The following is a 14,410-nucleotide window of genomic DNA, read 5'->3' as shown; positions in this document are numbered from 1 at the left end:
TGTCTCCGCATTAGTAAGTACGAATCTTCGGCGGGAACGCCGGACGCAGTTTCGGTTCCATGTTGACGCTACGACGCGTCATGGATTCCGACTCTGGCAGATACAGGGAATGGCACAGCCAGTTTTCGTCATCACGATCCGGGAAGTCGAAGCGGCTATGCGCGCCACGGCTCTCGGTACGGAAGTTTGCCGACATCGCGGTCGCGAACGCAGTTTCCATCAGGTTATCCAGCTCCAGGCATTCAACGCGCTGGGTGTTGAACTCGCTGGAGGTGTCATCCAGACGGGCATTTTTCAGACGCTCGCGGATCGCTTTCAGTTGCTCAAGACCTTTGGCCATTGCGTCACCTTCGCGGAATACCGAGAAGTTATGCTGCATGCATTCCTGCAGTGCTTTACGGATTTCCACCGGATCTTCGCCGTTACGGTTGCCGTTCCAGCGGTTGAGGCGCTCAAGAGAGGCATCAATTTCGTCGTCGGTCGCGTCACGCAGCGCGCCCTGCTCGGCAATGGATTCCTGCAGATGCAGACCGACTGCACGGCCGAATACCACCAGGTCCAGCAGCGAGTTGCCGCCGAGACGGTTTGCGCCGTGAACGGATACGCAGGCAATTTCACCTACGGCGAACAGGCCAGGAATAACCACATCTTCGCCCTGCTCGTTCACGGTCAACGCCTGACCGGTCACTTTGGTCGGAATACCGCCCATCATGTAGTGGCAGGTTGGGATAACAGGAATTGGCTCTTTCACCGGGTCGACGTGTGCGAAGGTACGAGACAGCTCCAGAATGCCCGGCAGACGGGATTCCAGCACCTCTTTACCCAGATGGTCGAGTTTCAGCTTCGCGTGTGGACCCCATGGGCCATCACAGCCGCGGCCTTCACGGATTTCGATCATGATGGAACGCGCCACCACGTCACGACCCGCCAGGTCTTTCGCATTCGGGGCATAACGCTCCATGAAGCGTTCGCCGTGTTTGTTCAGCAGGTAGCCGCCTTCACCACGGCAGCCTTCTGTTACCAGAACGCCGGCACCGGCGATACCGGTTGGGTGGAACTGCCACATTTCCATATCCTGAACCGGCACGCCTGCGCGGATTGCCATGCCGACACCGTCACCGGTGTTGATGTGGGCGTTGGTGGTGGACTGGTAAATACGGCCTGCACCGCCGGTGGCCAGCACGGTTGCGCGGGCTTTGAAGTAAACGACTTCACCGGTTTCGATACACAGCGCGGTACAACCGACCACTGCGCCATCGGCATTTTTCACCAGATCCAGCGCATACCACTCGGAGAAGATGGTGGTGTGGTTTTTCAGGTTCTGCTGATACAGGGTGTGCAGCAGTGCGTGGCCGGTACGGTCAGCCGCCGCTGCGGTACGTGCCGCCTGCTCGCCGCCGAAGTTTTTCGACTGGCCGCCAAACGGACGCTGATAGATGGTGCCGTTTTCCAGACGGGAGAACGGCAGCCCCATGTGGTCCAGCTCCAGAATCGCTTCCGGGCCGGTCTTACACATATATTCGATGGCATCCTGGTCGCCGATGTAGTCGGAACCTTTTACCGTGTCGTACATGTGCCATTCCCAGTTATCTTCATGGGAGTTACCCAGCGCAACGGTAATACCGCCCTGCGCGGATACAGTGTGGGAACGGGTCGGGAACACTTTAGAGAGCAGCGCACAGGTCTGGCCGCTCTGGGAAATTTGCAGTGCGGCACGCATACCTGCGCCACCGGCACCAATCACAACAGCATCAAATTCTCTGACTGGCAGTTTCATTACACACCCCACACCACAACGAATCCATAAATAACGTAAACCACCAGTGCAACGACAATGGCCAGCTGCAGAGGAAGGCGAATCGCCAGCGGTTTAACGTAATCGGTCAACACCTGCCACATACCAATCCACGCATGAATAAGGATGGAGAACAGCGCCAGCAGGGTGAACACTTTGGTGAAGGCGGATCCGAAGAACCCACTCCAGATTTCCCACGTCAGCGTACCGCTGGTCGCGAAGAAACCAATCATATAGATGATGTAAAGGGTGAGAACGATGGCGGTAGCACGGACAAGAATGAAGTCATGTACGCCGTTGCGTCCTAATGCGGAGGCGTTGCTTACCATACGAGAACTCCTGCGAGAAGTGAAAGCACGACAGTAATCACAAATGAAATGTTAGCGGAGCGTTTCCCGGCTTCGAACGTCTCTTCCAGGTAGCCAAAGTCCATCAGCATATGACGAACACCCACGACGACGTGGTACGCCAGCGCGGTCAGAATGCCCCACATGATGAATTTCACGAAGAAGCTGTTCATGATGGCAGAGGCCTGGAGGAATCCTTCAGGGGAGGAGAGGCTGGTACCCAGTAACCACAGCAGAATGCCGACCGCCACAAACGTAATTACACCTGAAACACGGTGCAGAATGGACGCTATTGCTGTTACGGGGAACCGGATCGTTTTCAGATCCAGATTGACAGGTCTTTGTTTTTTCACATTTCTTATCATGAATAACGCCCACATGCTGTTCTTATTGTTTCCTTCCTCCGGACTGCGATGCGGGTCAAGCAGCGTTCCTTTTCTATAACTGCGCGTCATGCAAAACAATGCTTCCAGATGCTTCAACGACACATTACAACGCTGGGTGGCTCGGGATTGCAGGGTGTTCCGGAGACCTGGCGGCAGTATAGGCCGTTCACAAAATCATTACAATTAACCTACATACAGTTTGTCGGGTTTTCTCTGGAACAGTGATCAGGGTCACGATAACAACATCTTTTTAATTTTTAATCATCTGATTTGACAAATGTTAAACAATATTGTTACAAACGTCATCAGAAAAGGCATATAATGCGCAAAAGTTATGAGGTCTCTCTTTCACCTGACAAATAGTTATGTAACAGTGTGATGGTATTGACCGAAGTTATCAGGACAGTTATTAGTGATATACAGGTTTGAATAATTCGGACTGCAAAAACGCTGATTTGCTGTTGTTTCACTGATATTTCATTCGTTTACCTGCAAGGCGCCATAGCTCTGTACCCTGGTTTGTCCTCGTGAGCTGAGCGGTAAGCCAAATAACAATCTGGTAACGGTGATTAACAGCTGAAAGCAAATCCGGTAAAGCGCAGTCTTAAGCATAAGGCGCTAAGGAGACCGTAAATGGCTGATACAAAGGCAAAACTCACCCTCAACGGTGGTGATGCTATTGAACTGGATGTGCTAAAAGGCACGCTCGGTCAGGATGTTATTGATATCCGTACGCTGGGTTCCAAAGGAGTATTTACCTTTGACCCTGGATTTACCTCTACCGCATCTTGCGAATCCAAAATCACCTACATTGACGGTGACGAAGGTATCCTGCTCCATCGCGGCTTCCCCATCGATCAGTTAGCCACCGAATCCAACTATCTGGAAGTGTGCTACATCCTGCTGAACGGCGAAAAGCCAACGCAGGCGCAGTACGATGAATTCAAAACCACCGTCACCCGTCACACCATGATCCATGAGCAGATTACCCGTCTGTTCCATGCGTTCCGTCGTGACTCTCACCCGATGGCGGTGATGTGTGGGATTACCGGTGCGCTGGCGGCGTTCTACCACGACTCCCTTGACGTGAATAACCCGCGTCACCGTGATATCGCGGCGTTCCGTCTGCTGTCCAAAATGCCTACCATGGCGGCGATGTGTTACAAATACTCCATCGGCCAGCCGTTTGTGTATCCACGTAACGACCTCTCCTACGCCGGTAACTTCCTGCGCATGATGTTCTCCACGCCGTGCGAAGAGTACGAAGTGAACCCGGTGCTGGAACGCGCAATGGACCGTATCCTGATCCTGCACGCTGACCACGAACAGAATGCTTCCACCTCTACCGTCCGTACCGCGGGTTCTTCAGGCGCGAACCCGTTCGCCTGTATCGCTGCGGGCATCGCCTCCCTGTGGGGACCGGCGCACGGCGGTGCGAACGAAGCGGCACTGAAGATGCTGGAAGAGATCAGCACCGTTGAGCACATTCCTGAATTCGTGCGTCGCGCGAAAGACAAGAATGACTCCTTCCGCCTGATGGGCTTCGGTCACCGTGTTTACAAAAACTATGACCCACGCGCCACCGTGATGCGTGAAACCTGCCACGAAGTGCTGAAAGAACTGGGTACCAAAGATGATCTGCTGGAAGTGGCGATGGAGCTGGAACACATCGCGCTGAACGACCCGTACTTCATCGAGAAGAAACTCTACCCGAACGTCGACTTCTACTCCGGTATCATTCTGAAAGCGATGGGTATTCCGTCTTCCATGTTCACCGTAATCTTCGCCATGGCCCGTACCGTAGGCTGGATTGCGCACTGGAACGAAATGCACAGCGAAGGCATGAAAATCGCCCGTCCTCGTCAGCTGTATACCGGCTACGAGCAGCGTGATTTTAAGTCTGATATTAAGCGCTAACAGACGTTGGGTGCGGCATGATGCCCTCACCCCAGCCCTCTCCCACAGGGAGAGGGTGAAAACCTTAAAAACGGTAACCCTTGGGTTACCGTTTTACTTTTATTTCTGGCAGTGCGGGCACCAGTAAAAAGGTCTCGAAGAGAGCATAATCCTGTCGATAATCCCGCCACATCGCTCGCACTTTTTTCCCGCCCGATGAAACACCTTAAACCGGAACAGCGCCCCGTGATGCCTGTTCTCATCTACCACGCCGCGCGTCGTGTAGGATAAACGCGGTATGTCCAGCAGCGCATGGGACAGCGCTTCCAGCTGTTCATCGCTGAGCTGCGAGGCTTTATGCTGCGGCGCCAGCCCGGCTTCCCAAAGGATTTCCACCCGCAGGTAGTTGCCGAGCCCGGCCAGAAAGGCCTGGTCGAGAAAAAGACCGGAAAACTGCCGATTGCGAAATTTGGGTGACAGCAAACGGGCTTTCACATCGCCCGCCGTCAGGCGCATATCCAGCACATCCGGCCCAACGCGCAGCAAGAACGGATGAACGAGCAACTGCTCAGGCGTTAACATTTCGATATCCGACGCGCTGTAAAGCAGGATGGCTTTATCCGCCGTTTGCAGCCTGACCCGCAGCACACGGGTGGTTTGCGGCTGTTCATCCGCGTTAACCACGCGCCAGACGCCGTAAAGCTGGTTATGGCTATATAACGTCAGATTATGGGAAAAGTGCGTGAGTAAGGCTTTCCCGCGCGTTTCAATATGGGTCACCGTCTGCCCCAGCAGCTGTGATTCAAACGGTTTGAGTTGCGAAAAGGCAAACCAGACATCCGTCAGCGGTTTGCCCTTTATCGCCACTTCCAGGCTATCCGCCGCGCGGCGGATCTCCGGACCTTCTGGTATGTTAGTGTCCTTAAATGATTATTCTGCGCTGACAAGAATACCCTCATCAGAGAACGCTGCCCGCAGGCGTAGCGCAAACTGGAGCGCATGCTCGCCGTCGCCATGTAAGCATACCGTATCGGCCTGAACGTTTGCCGATGTACCATCCACAGCAATGACACGCCCGGCGCGCACCATCTCCAGCGTCTGCGCGAGCGCTTTACCTTCGTCGGTAATGAGCGCCCCGGCCTGCGTTCGCGGCACCAGGCTGCCATCAGGCTGATATCCCCGGTCGGCAAACACTTCCTGGCGGATGGTTAACCCCAGGCGCTGCCCGGCGCGGATCAACTCGCTGCCCGCCAGGCCCACCAGAATCAGCTGAGAGTCACAATCCCGCACCGCGCGGGCAATGGCGTCCGCCAGAGCAGGATCTTTCGCCGCCTGATTGTAAAGCATGCCGTGCGGCTTCACGTGGCGCAGTACGCCCTTCTCAGCGCGCACTATCGCCTCCAGCGCACCAATCTGGTAAAGCATCTGAGCGTAGACGGTCTCCGGCGGCAGGTCCATCGCCGTACGGCCAAAGTTCTCCCGGTCGGGAAAGCTCGGGTGAGCGCCTATCGCCACGCCGTTTTTAATGGCATTGCGCACGCTCTCCAGCATGGTTTGCGCATCACCCGCGTGAAAGCCGCAGGCGATGTTAACCGAAGAGACCAGCGTCATCAGCTCTGCGTCGGCGCGGCTCCCCTCCCCCAGATCGGCATTTAAATCAATCTTTACCATCAAGCCTCCACGCCAGCTGTTCGAGATAACGCTGCTGATCCTGTCGCGCTTTCAGCGCTTCCTCCAGCGAACATTGCACGAAATGGATCGGCTGACCGAGGGGAATTTGCGCCAGATGGTAGCGATCCGCGTCAATAATGCAGGCAATGCGCGGATAGCCGCCCGTCGTCTGCGCATCGTTCATCAGCACAATGGGTTGACCATTGCCCGGAACCTGAATGACGCCAGGCAATAAGCCGTGGGAGAGCAACTCCCGGTCGGTTGTGCGGGTCAGCGGCTGCCCCTGCAGGCGGTAGCCCATGCGGTTACTCTGCGGGCTAATCTTCCACGGCGAACGCCAGAAAGACTCTTTAGAAGCGTCATCGAACTCCTGATATTCCGGCCCCGGTAAGGCGCGGATCACGTTCCCCCACAGCAACTGTTTTACGCCCTGCGTCGTCGAGAAATCGCGTGTTGACGGCTTAATCGCCAGACGATCGCCATCGCGCAGCGAACGTCCCTCATGCCCGCCTATGCCCGCTTTCTGATCGGTACTGGCTGATCCCAGCACCTCCGGCACGTCAATGCCCCCCGCTACCGCAAGGTAACTGCGCACGCCATGCAAAGGCCGTTTCAGCGTCAGACGTTGCCCGGCTTTCGCCCGCAAACGCCAGCCGGTCCACACCGCTTTGCCGTCCAGCGTGGCGTCACAACCTGCGCCGGTTAACGCAAACCAGGTTTCCTGACCGAACTCAATCACGCACTGACCCAGCGTAATTTCTAACGCCGCCGTGCTGCCTGCGTTACCCACCAGCAGGTTGGCAATCTCCAGCGAAGGACGATCAAGCGCACCGCAGTAGCTCACGCCAGACTGGCGCAGGCCAAAGCGGCCGGCATCCTGTACCGAGGTATAAAGCCCTGCGCGAAGTAACGTTAACATACCCCCTCCTTCAGCGGGATAAAGCGAAGGGTATCGCCAGGACGAAGGAGAATGGGTGCCTCCTGCCCCGGTTCAAATAATGGCATGGCGGTGTGCCCAATAAGCTGCCAGCCGCCCGGTGAGGTGAGCGGATAAATTCCGGTTTGTTCGCCGCCAATCGCCACCGTTCCCGCGGGAACGCTCAGGCGTGGCTCGGCCCGGCGCGGCGTATGCAGCTGGGGGATAATCCGCCAAGATACGGAAAGCCGGGTTGAAACCCGAGAAACCAGACCACGTAATCCACCGAACTGTGCAGCTCAACTACCTGCTTCTCCGTTAATCCGCAGTGATCCGCCACCACGCCAAGATCCGGCCCACCCGTGCCGCCATAGACGACCGGGATTTCAATCATTCTCGATTCCGGCTCCAGCGCTTCGCTCTCTTCCCACCAGCGCTGAAGACGTTCAATAGCATCCAGCGCCTTTGTCTGCGGGTTGCGCAGCACGACGGTAATGTTATTCATGCCAGGAATGGTTTCTACCACTTCCGGGATGTCAACCAGACGCTGTGTCAGCCGCCAGATACGCTTTTGCGTGGCAAGCGTGACCGGCGGTTCAAGTTCCAGTACAACTGCGCTTTCACCCAGAAGATAACAACGCGCTCTCTGCACTCGGGCACCTCTCATCAGGCGGGATTAGGGATATCAATAAAGGTCACATCCAGATAGGTATTTTCCGTCAGCCATTCGCTGAGGGCGCGGATACCGCCACGCTCGGTAGCATGGTGGCCTGCCGCGTAAAAATGCAGCCCCTGTTCACGGGCTGAGTGAACCGTCTGCTCAGAGACTTCACCGGTAATAAACGCATCAACACCAAAACGCGCGGCGCTGTCGATAAAGCCCTGACCGCCGCCGGTACACCAGGCAACGCGCTTAACGGTATCCGGCCCCGTGTCGCCACACCACAGCGGACGACGCCCGAGACGTGCTTCGATCCACGAGGCCAGCTCCAGACCCGGAACCGGCATCGACAGCTCTCCCCACGGGACCAGTGGCTCGATTTCGCCCATCACAGTGATCCCCAACAGCTGCGCCAGCTGGACGTTATTCCCCAGTTCCGGGTGTGCATCCAGCGGCAGGTGGTAGCCGTACAGGTTGATGTCATTGGCCAACAACGTTTTCAGGCGGTTGCGCTTCATACCGCGAATAATCGGTGATTCGTTTTTCCAGAAATAACCGTGGTGAACAATGATCGCATCGGCCTCCTGACGCACCGCTTCATCCAGCAATGCCTGGCTTGCCGTCACACCGGTGATGATTTTTTGCACTGTCTCACGGCCTTCCACCTGCAGCCCATTCGGACCGTAATCGCTGAAGGCGGCGGTATTGAGTTTTTCGTTAATCAGGCTTTCCAGTTCGCTGTTTTTCATCATCACTCTCTTAAGCTTTACGGGCGGCTTCATAGGCCGCCAGCGTGGCGACGCGCGCCTGTTTATGGTCAACAATCGGGCGGGGATAATCGAGCTTTACGCCCTGTTTATCCGCCCATACCCACGGGTCGTGGATCGCTTTCGCAGGAACATGCCTGAGCGCGGGCAACCAGCGACGAATAAAGTCGCCGTTAGCATCAAATTTTTGTCCCTGAGTGGTCGGATTGAAAATCCGGAAATAGGGAGCCGCATCGGTACCGGTAGAGGCCGCCCACTGCCATCCGCCATTATTCGCTGCCAGATCGCCATCGATCAGCTGAGAAATAAAATAACGCTCCCCGACACGCCAGTCGATAAGCAGATCTTTCACCAGGAAGCTGGCGGTAATCATTCGCAGACGGTTGTGCATCCACCCGGTTTCATTCAACTGGCGCATCGCGGCATCAACAATCGGATAGCCCGTTTCCCCCTTTTTCCAGGCCAGTAAACGCGCCTCGTCGTGCTGCCATTTTACGTTATCGGTCCAGGGAATGAACGGGCGATGCTTGCAGAGATCGGGATGATAAGTCATCAGATGGCGATAGAACTCACGCCAGATCAGTTCGTTCAGCCACACCGACCCCGTCCCGCCGTCCAGCGCCTGCGGCTGCTCGGCCAGGAGACGATGCAGACACTGGCGAGGAGAGAGCACGCCCAATGCCAAGCAGGCCGATAATCGGCTTGTCCCTTCAACCGCCGGGAAATCCCTGCGCGCGTCGTACTCTCCCGCGCCCTGCTTGCAAAACTGGCGCAGCTTCGCAATCGCCGATTTCTCACTGGCAGGGAACAGAAGATCGTCGAACGACTGTTGGGGATAGTTAAACGTTAATTCAGGCAGATCGGTTATGGCATCGCCCCGAACAGCGGGCGCGGCCACGCACTCAGGCAGCGCCTCTTTCAGGCGTTTAACAAACGCATTTTTAAACGGCGTAAACACTTTGTACATTTCGTGACTGCCGGTCATGACGCTGCCCGGCGCCAGCATGACGCTGTCATCAAATCCTTCACAAACTACCCCGTCCAGCATGTTTTCCAGCTGGCGATCCCGCCGCTGTTCGTTCAGCTCGTACTGATAGTTATAAAAAAGGTGTGTGACGCCGTTTTGCTGACAGATCGCCTGCAGCATCTGAAGCTGCGCGGCAAAATCACTGACCTCTTTGTAGATTAGCGGAATACCTTTTTCAGCAAGCGAGTGTTGCAGAACGTTCAGATGTGATTTGAGGTAAGCTGCCTGGCGCGGTGCCATATCATGCTGCTGCCACTGTTCGGGCGTGGCGATGAACAGTGCCAGCACGCTGGCATCCTCAGAACGACAGGCTGCCGCGAGAGCGATGTTGTCATGTACGCGCAGATCTGCGCGAAACCAAACCAGATGGGTGGGCATAAAACTCCAGGCAAATATCCATTATGTCCGTAAGGGCACGCCACCAAAGGAAAAAGTGGCGAGCTTTTACTGTACTTTGCCATGAAGTGTAGACGGGATGAAATAAAAAAGGCCGCCCGGGGGGGTGGTAATGCCAGTCAGTTAAGTAACTGACTGGCATTACCCATTGCTATTGGCGGTTTTTTTATTGCTATGTGTAGTCTTTCTTTTTTTAGTAGAAGTCGCAGGTCGCTTTCTCGGCCTGATCCATCCACACCGGCTTCTCGCTGGTTTTCGCCCAGACGCGGTGCAGATAGCTGTAAAAACGAGCGCGATCTTTCCAGAACAGCATCACCGGCAGGGCCAGCACGCCCGCCACTACGGCGAAAGTGCGACGCATGAACACGATATGAGCCGGAAACTCTTTATAAAGATCCATATTTTCTCCCCTATAGTTGGCCGGAAACGTCATCCGGAAAATTCAAAATCTGTGACCTGGATAAAATAATATCGCTTTGCGTGTAATTTTACTACTCATCCGACCACTTATTTTCATTCATTTAGTGAATATTTACACTCGCGCCGTAATTTAGTTACAAAAAAGTTAACAATTTACTTACCAATAGTTAAATTGTGGGCTTTGCCATTTTTATACTTTTTTTACACCCTCTCTCCTCATTTTTGCGAAATCTTTGCGCCATAAATCCTACCGTTAACCCAACAACAAAAGTCACCCGGAGGTGGATTGTGAGTGCAGGTCTTATTGCCGGCATCGTGCTGGTGTTCCTGTTATTGGGTTATCTGGTTTATGCCCTGATTAATGCGGAGGCATTCTGATGGCTGCTCAGGCGTTTTTGCTTATTGCCAGCTTCTTACTGGCGTTGTTCGTTCTGGCAAGGCCACTGGGAATGGGGCTGGCAAGGCTTATCAACAACGTCCCCCTGCCTGGTACGGGAAGCGTTGAAAAAGGGATCTGGCGTGTACTGGGAATAGACGATCGCGAGATGAGCTGGCGTGAATATCTTTTTGCCATTCTGCTGCTGAATATTGTTGGGCTGATTGCACTTTTTACCCTGCTGATGCTGCAGGGGAGTCTGCCGCTGAATCCGCAACAATTACCGGGTCTGTCCTGGCATCTTGCGCTGAATACGGCAGTCAGCTTTGTCACCAACACCAACTGGCAGTCCTATGCGGGTGAAACCACGCTGAGCTATTTCAGCCAGATGGCGGGATTAACCGTCCAGAACTTCCTCTCGGCTGCCAGCGGTATCGCTGTGATCTTCGCGCTGACGCGCGCGTTTGCTCGTCAGAAAATCAGTACCCTGGGTAACGCGTGGGTGGATCTGACGCGCATCACGCTGTGGATATTGCTGCCAATTGCGCTGCTGATCGCGCTGTTCTTTATTCAGCAAGGTAGCCTGCAAAACCTGCTGCCATACACCCCTTATACCTCACTGGAAGGGGCAAAACAGCTCCTGCCGATGGGGCCCGTGGCGTCGCAGGAAGCCATCAAGATGCTCGGCACCAACGGCGGCGGCTTCTTCAACGCCAACTCATCGCATCCGTTTGAAAACCCGACTGCCCTGACCAATTTTGTGCAGATGCTGGCGATTTTCCTGATCCCCACCGCACTCTGCTTTGCCTTTGGTGATGTCGTCAACGATCGCCGGCAGGGGCGCACCCTGCTCTGGACCATGTCGTTAATCTTCGTGGTCTGCGTTGCGCTGGTGATGTGGGCTGAATGGAACGGCAATAGCCATTTCATGCAGCTTGGGGCTAACAGCAATATCAATATGGAAGGTAAAGAGAGCCGCTTTGGCATTCTCGCCAGCAGCCTCTATGCGGTGGTCACCACGGCGGCCTCGTGCGGGGCGGTGAATGCCATGCATGACTCCTTCACCGCACTGGGCGGAATGATCCCAATGTGGCTGATGCAGATTGGCGAGGTGGTATTTGGCGGCGTGGGTTCAGGTCTTTACGGCATGCTGTTGTTCGTGATGCTGGCGGTGTTTATTGCCGGTCTGATGATTGGTCGTACCCCGGAATACCTCGGTAAAAAAATCGACGTTCGCGAGATGAAATTAACCGCGCTGGCGATTCTGGTAACCCCTGCCCTCGTACTGCTCGGCTCCGCACTAGCGCTGATGACCGAGGCCGGACGCAGCGGCATCTTTAACCCGGGTATTCACGGCTTTAGCGAAGTGCTGTATGCCGTCTCCTCTGCCGCCAACAACAACGGCAGTGCCTTTGCAGGCTTAAGTGCCAACTCACCGTTCTGGAACTGTCTGCTGGCGTTCTGCATGTTCGTGGGTCGTTTCGGGATCATTGTGCCGGTCATGGCGATTGCCGGATCGCTGGTGAATAAAAAAATTCAACCGACCACCACCGGAACATTACCGACCCACGGCGCGCTGTTTATCGGCCTGCTCACAGGCACCGTGTTACTGGTTGGTGCCCTGACCTTTATCCCCGCCCTCGCGTTAGGCCCGGTCGCGGAATACCTCTCTTTACGCTGATTTTGCGGAGAATTTGTCATGAGTCGTAAACAACTGGCCCTGTTCGAACCGTCATTAGTTCGTCAGGCGCTCATGGATGCGGTGAAAAAACTGAGCCCGCGCGTGCAGTGGCACAACCCGGTGATGTTTATTGTCTGGGCGGGAAGCGTCCTGACCACCGCACTGGCGATTGCCATGGGAACGGGCCACATGCCGGGAAATGCGATGTTTACCGGCGCCATTAGCCTGTGGCTGTGGTTTACCGTGCTGTTTGCCAACTTTGCGGAAGCGCTGGCGGAAGGCCGGAGTAAAGCCCAGGCCAACAGCCTGAAAGGGGTAAAAAAGACCGCCTTCGCACGCAAGTTACGTGAACCAAAATACGGTGCGCAGATGGACCACGTTCCGGCGGATGAACTGCGCAAAGGCGATGTGGTGCTGGTCGAAGCTGGCGATATTATCCCGTGCGACGGGGAAGTGATTGAAGGTGGCGCGTCGGTGGACGAAAGCGCCATCACCGGGGAATCCGCCCCGGTTATCCGTGAATCCGGCGGCGATTTCGCCTCCGTAACGGGGGGGACGCGCATACTCTCCGACTGGCTGGTGATCCAGTGTAGCGTTAACCCAGGTGAAACCTTCCTTGACCGGATGATCGCCATGGTGGAAGGCGCCCAGCGTCGTAAAACCCCCAACGAGATTGCCCTGACCATCCTGCTGGTCGCGTTGACCCTCGTCTTCCTGCTGGCAACCGCGACCCTGTGGCCGTTCTCCACTTATGGCGGTACGGCGGTCACCGTCACGGTGCTGGTGGCGCTGCTGGTCTGCCTGATCCCCACCACTATCGGCGGCCTGCTGTCGGCCATCGGCGTGGCCGGTATGAGCCGTATGCTCGGTGCCAACGTTATTGCCACCAGCGGACGTGCCGTTGAAGCGGCGGGCGATGTAGACGTTCTGCTGCTTGATAAAACCGGGACCATCACCCTCGGTAACCGTCAGGCATCAGACTTCTTACCCGCACCTGGCGTGGATGAAAAAACGCTGGCAGATGCCGCACAGCTCTCATCGCTTGCCGACGAAACTCCGGAAGGTCGCAGCATTGTGATTCTTGCCAAACAGCGCTTTAACCTGCGCCAGCGCGACGTTCAGAGCCTGCATGCCACTTTCGTGCCCTTCACGGCACAGACCCGGATGAGCGGCATTAATATTCAGGACCGGATGATCCGTAAAGGCTCGGTTGACGCCATTCGTCGCCACATTGAGGCTAATAACGGTCACTTCCCACCCGAAGTGGATAGCCTGGTGGAAAGCGTGGCCCGTCAGGGGGCAACGCCGCTGGTGGTGGCTGAAGGCGCAAATGTGCTGGGGGTGATTGCCCTGAAGGATATCGTCAAAGGCGGCATCAAAGAACGCTTTGCCCAGCTGCGTAAAATGGGGATCAAAACGGTGATGATCACCGGGGATAACCGCCTGACCGCCGCGGCGATTGCTGCCGAAGCGGGAGTGGATGATTTTCTTTCCGAAGCTACACCGGAAGCCAAACTGGCCTTGATTCGTCAGTATCAGGCGGAAGGGCGTCTGGTCGCGATGACCGGTGACGGGACCAACGATGCCCCTGCCCTGGCGCAGGCCGACGTGGCGGTGGCAATGAACTCCGGTACCCAGGCGGCAAAAGAGGCGGGCAACATGGTCGATCTCGACTCTAACCCGACCAAGCTGATTGAAGTCGTGCACATTGGTAAGCAGATGCTGATGACGCGCGGCTCGCTGACCACGTTCAGCATCGCTAACGATGTGGCGAAATATTTCGCCATCATTCCGGCCGCGTTTGCTGCGACCTATCCGCAATTAAACGCCCTGAACGTAATGCACCTGCACTCCCCGGCATCGGCCATTCTGAGCGCGGTAATCTTTAACGCCCTGATTATTGTCTTCCTGATCCCGCTGGCGCTGAAAGGCGTGAGCTACAAGCCGCTCACGGCGGCCGCCATGCTGCGCCGCAACCTGTGGATTTACGGCCTGGGTGGGCTGGTGGTGCCCTTCATCGGTATCAAGGCTATCGATCTGCTGTTGACCCTGTTCGGGCTGGTTTAAAAGG

Annotated in this window: 13 protein-coding genes and 1 pseudogene; 4 read left to right on the top strand and 10 right to left on the bottom strand. The window is 55.7% G+C overall.

Features of this window, described 5'->3' with window-relative positions:
- Positions 1-10: 10 nt before the first annotated feature.
- Genes sdhA through sdhC form a run of 3 tightly spaced genes read right to left on the bottom strand, consistent with a single transcriptional unit; the run spans position 11 to position 2,522 of the window.
- On the bottom strand, positions 11-1,777 hold the full coding sequence (gene sdhA, locus BFV64_RS06265; protein ID WP_014883036.1) for a succinate dehydrogenase flavoprotein subunit: 1,767 nt from the start codon (positions 1,775-1,777) through the stop codon (positions 11-13).
- The gene (sdhD, locus tag BFV64_RS06260; protein WP_008501088.1) at positions 1,777-2,124 is read right to left on the bottom strand and encodes a succinate dehydrogenase membrane anchor subunit; all 348 of its coding nucleotides are present in this window, start codon (positions 2,122-2,124) and stop codon (positions 1,777-1,779) included. The genes sdhA and sdhD overlap by 1 nt, the downstream gene beginning before the upstream one ends.
- Positions 2,118-2,522, bottom strand: coding sequence for a succinate dehydrogenase cytochrome b556 subunit (gene sdhC, locus BFV64_RS06255; protein WP_020684965.1), 405 nt, complete (start codon positions 2,520-2,522; stop codon positions 2,118-2,120). The genes sdhD and sdhC overlap by 7 nt, the downstream gene beginning before the upstream one ends.
- 639 nt (positions 2,523-3,161) lie before the next feature.
- Here sdhC and BFV64_RS06250 point away from each other — a divergent pair.
- On the top strand, positions 3,162-4,445 hold the full coding sequence (locus BFV64_RS06250; protein WP_014883035.1) for a citrate synthase: 1,284 nt from the start codon (positions 3,162-3,164) through the stop codon (positions 4,443-4,445).
- 99 nt (positions 4,446-4,544) lie between these two features.
- On the opposite strand, the gene nei is transcribed toward BFV64_RS06250, so the two are convergent.
- The 7 genes and pseudogenes from nei to BFV64_RS06215 all read right to left on the bottom strand — a co-directional run bounded on the left by nei (position 4,545) and on the right by BFV64_RS06215 (position 10,262).
- The gene (gene nei / locus BFV64_RS06245; protein ID WP_047027564.1) at positions 4,545-5,336 is read right to left on the bottom strand and encodes an endonuclease VIII; all 792 of its coding nucleotides are present in this window, start codon (positions 5,334-5,336) and stop codon (positions 4,545-4,547) included.
- Positions 5,337-5,354: 18 nt separating this feature from the next.
- A complete protein-coding gene (gene pxpA / locus BFV64_RS06240) occupies positions 5,355-6,095 on the bottom strand; it encodes a 5-oxoprolinase subunit PxpA (RefSeq protein WP_069601826.1) in 741 nt (246 codons plus the stop codon).
- The gene (gene pxpC / locus BFV64_RS06235) at positions 6,082-7,014 is read right to left on the bottom strand and encodes a 5-oxoprolinase subunit PxpC (RefSeq protein ID WP_023336927.1); all 933 of its coding nucleotides are present in this window, start codon (positions 7,012-7,014) and stop codon (positions 6,082-6,084) included. The genes pxpA and pxpC overlap by 14 nt, the downstream gene beginning before the upstream one ends.
- Positions 7,008-7,663, bottom strand: a pseudogene (gene pxpB / locus BFV64_RS06230) (5-oxoprolinase subunit PxpB). Before pxpB ends, pxpC begins: the two are co-directional and overlap by 7 nt.
- Before the next feature lie 14 nt (positions 7,664-7,677).
- Positions 7,678-8,421 (bottom strand): type 2 GTP cyclohydrolase I, encoded by a 744-nt coding sequence (locus tag BFV64_RS06225; RefSeq protein ID WP_069602469.1) that lies wholly within the window; start codon positions 8,419-8,421, stop codon positions 7,678-7,680.
- Between the two features lie 10 nt (positions 8,422-8,431).
- Entirely contained in the window at positions 8,432-9,844 is a 1,413-nt protein-coding gene (phrB, locus tag BFV64_RS06220) for a deoxyribodipyrimidine photo-lyase (RefSeq protein ID WP_069601825.1), read from the bottom strand.
- Between the two features lie 211 nt (positions 9,845-10,055).
- A complete protein-coding gene (locus BFV64_RS06215; RefSeq protein ID WP_028019445.1) occupies positions 10,056-10,262 on the bottom strand; it encodes a YbfA family protein in 207 nt (68 codons plus the stop codon).
- 308 nt (positions 10,263-10,570) lie between these two features.
- Between BFV64_RS06215 and kdpF the strand changes: the two genes are divergently transcribed.
- Genes kdpF through kdpB form a run of 3 tightly spaced genes read left to right on the top strand, consistent with a single transcriptional unit; the run spans position 10,571 to position 14,406 of the window.
- Entirely contained in the window at positions 10,571-10,660 is a 90-nt protein-coding gene (gene kdpF, locus BFV64_RS06210) for a K(+)-transporting ATPase subunit F (protein WP_014069365.1), read from the top strand.
- Positions 10,660-12,339, top strand: coding sequence for a potassium-transporting ATPase subunit KdpA (gene kdpA, locus BFV64_RS06205; RefSeq protein ID WP_045281602.1), 1,680 nt, complete (start codon positions 10,660-10,662; stop codon positions 12,337-12,339). Before kdpF ends, kdpA begins: the two co-directional genes overlap by 1 nt.
- Positions 12,340-12,357: 18 nt before the next feature.
- Complete coding sequence (gene kdpB, locus BFV64_RS06200) at positions 12,358-14,406, top strand: potassium-transporting ATPase subunit KdpB (RefSeq protein WP_045134258.1); 2,049 nt, start codon at positions 12,358-12,360, stop codon at positions 14,404-14,406.
- Positions 14,407-14,410: the final 4 nt, after the last annotated feature.

The sequence above is a fragment of the Enterobacter kobei genome (assembly GCF_001729765.1).
Classification (GTDB): domain Bacteria; phylum Pseudomonadota; class Gammaproteobacteria; order Enterobacterales; family Enterobacteriaceae; genus Enterobacter; species Enterobacter kobei.
Note: the sequence above shows the minus strand (reverse complement) of the source record. Positions and strands in the feature narration are given on the sequence as shown.

Coding starts and splice junctions, on each gene's coding strand:
- BFV64_RS06250 (WP_014883035.1), top strand. CDS start 3,162: ATGGCTGATACAAAGGCAAAACTCACCCTCAACGGTGGTGATGCTATT.
- BFV64_RS06215 (WP_028019445.1), bottom strand. CDS start 10,262: ATGGATCTTTATAAAGAGTTTCCGGCTCATATCGTGTTCATGCGTCGC.
- phrB (WP_069601825.1), bottom strand. CDS start 9,844: ATGCCCACCCATCTGGTTTGGTTTCGCGCAGATCTGCGCGTACATGAC.
- pxpC (WP_023336927.1), bottom strand. CDS start 7,014: ATGTTAACGTTACTTCGCGCAGGGCTTTATACCTCGGTACAGGATGCC.
- sdhC (WP_020684965.1), bottom strand. CDS start 2,522: ATGTGGGCGTTATTCATGATAAGAAATGTGAAAAAACAAAGACCTGTC.
- sdhD (WP_008501088.1), bottom strand. CDS start 2,124: ATGGTAAGCAACGCCTCCGCATTAGGACGCAACGGCGTACATGACTTC.
- pxpA (WP_069601826.1), bottom strand. CDS start 6,095: ATGGTAAAGATTGATTTAAATGCCGATCTGGGGGAGGGGAGCCGCGCC.
- kdpA (WP_045281602.1), top strand. CDS start 10,660: ATGGCTGCTCAGGCGTTTTTGCTTATTGCCAGCTTCTTACTGGCGTTG.
- kdpB (WP_045134258.1), top strand. CDS start 12,358: ATGAGTCGTAAACAACTGGCCCTGTTCGAACCGTCATTAGTTCGTCAG.
- BFV64_RS06225 (WP_069602469.1), bottom strand. CDS start 8,421: ATGAAAAACAGCGAACTGGAAAGCCTGATTAACGAAAAACTCAATACC.
- sdhA (WP_014883036.1), bottom strand. CDS start 1,777: ATGAAACTGCCAGTCAGAGAATTTGATGCTGTTGTGATTGGTGCCGGT.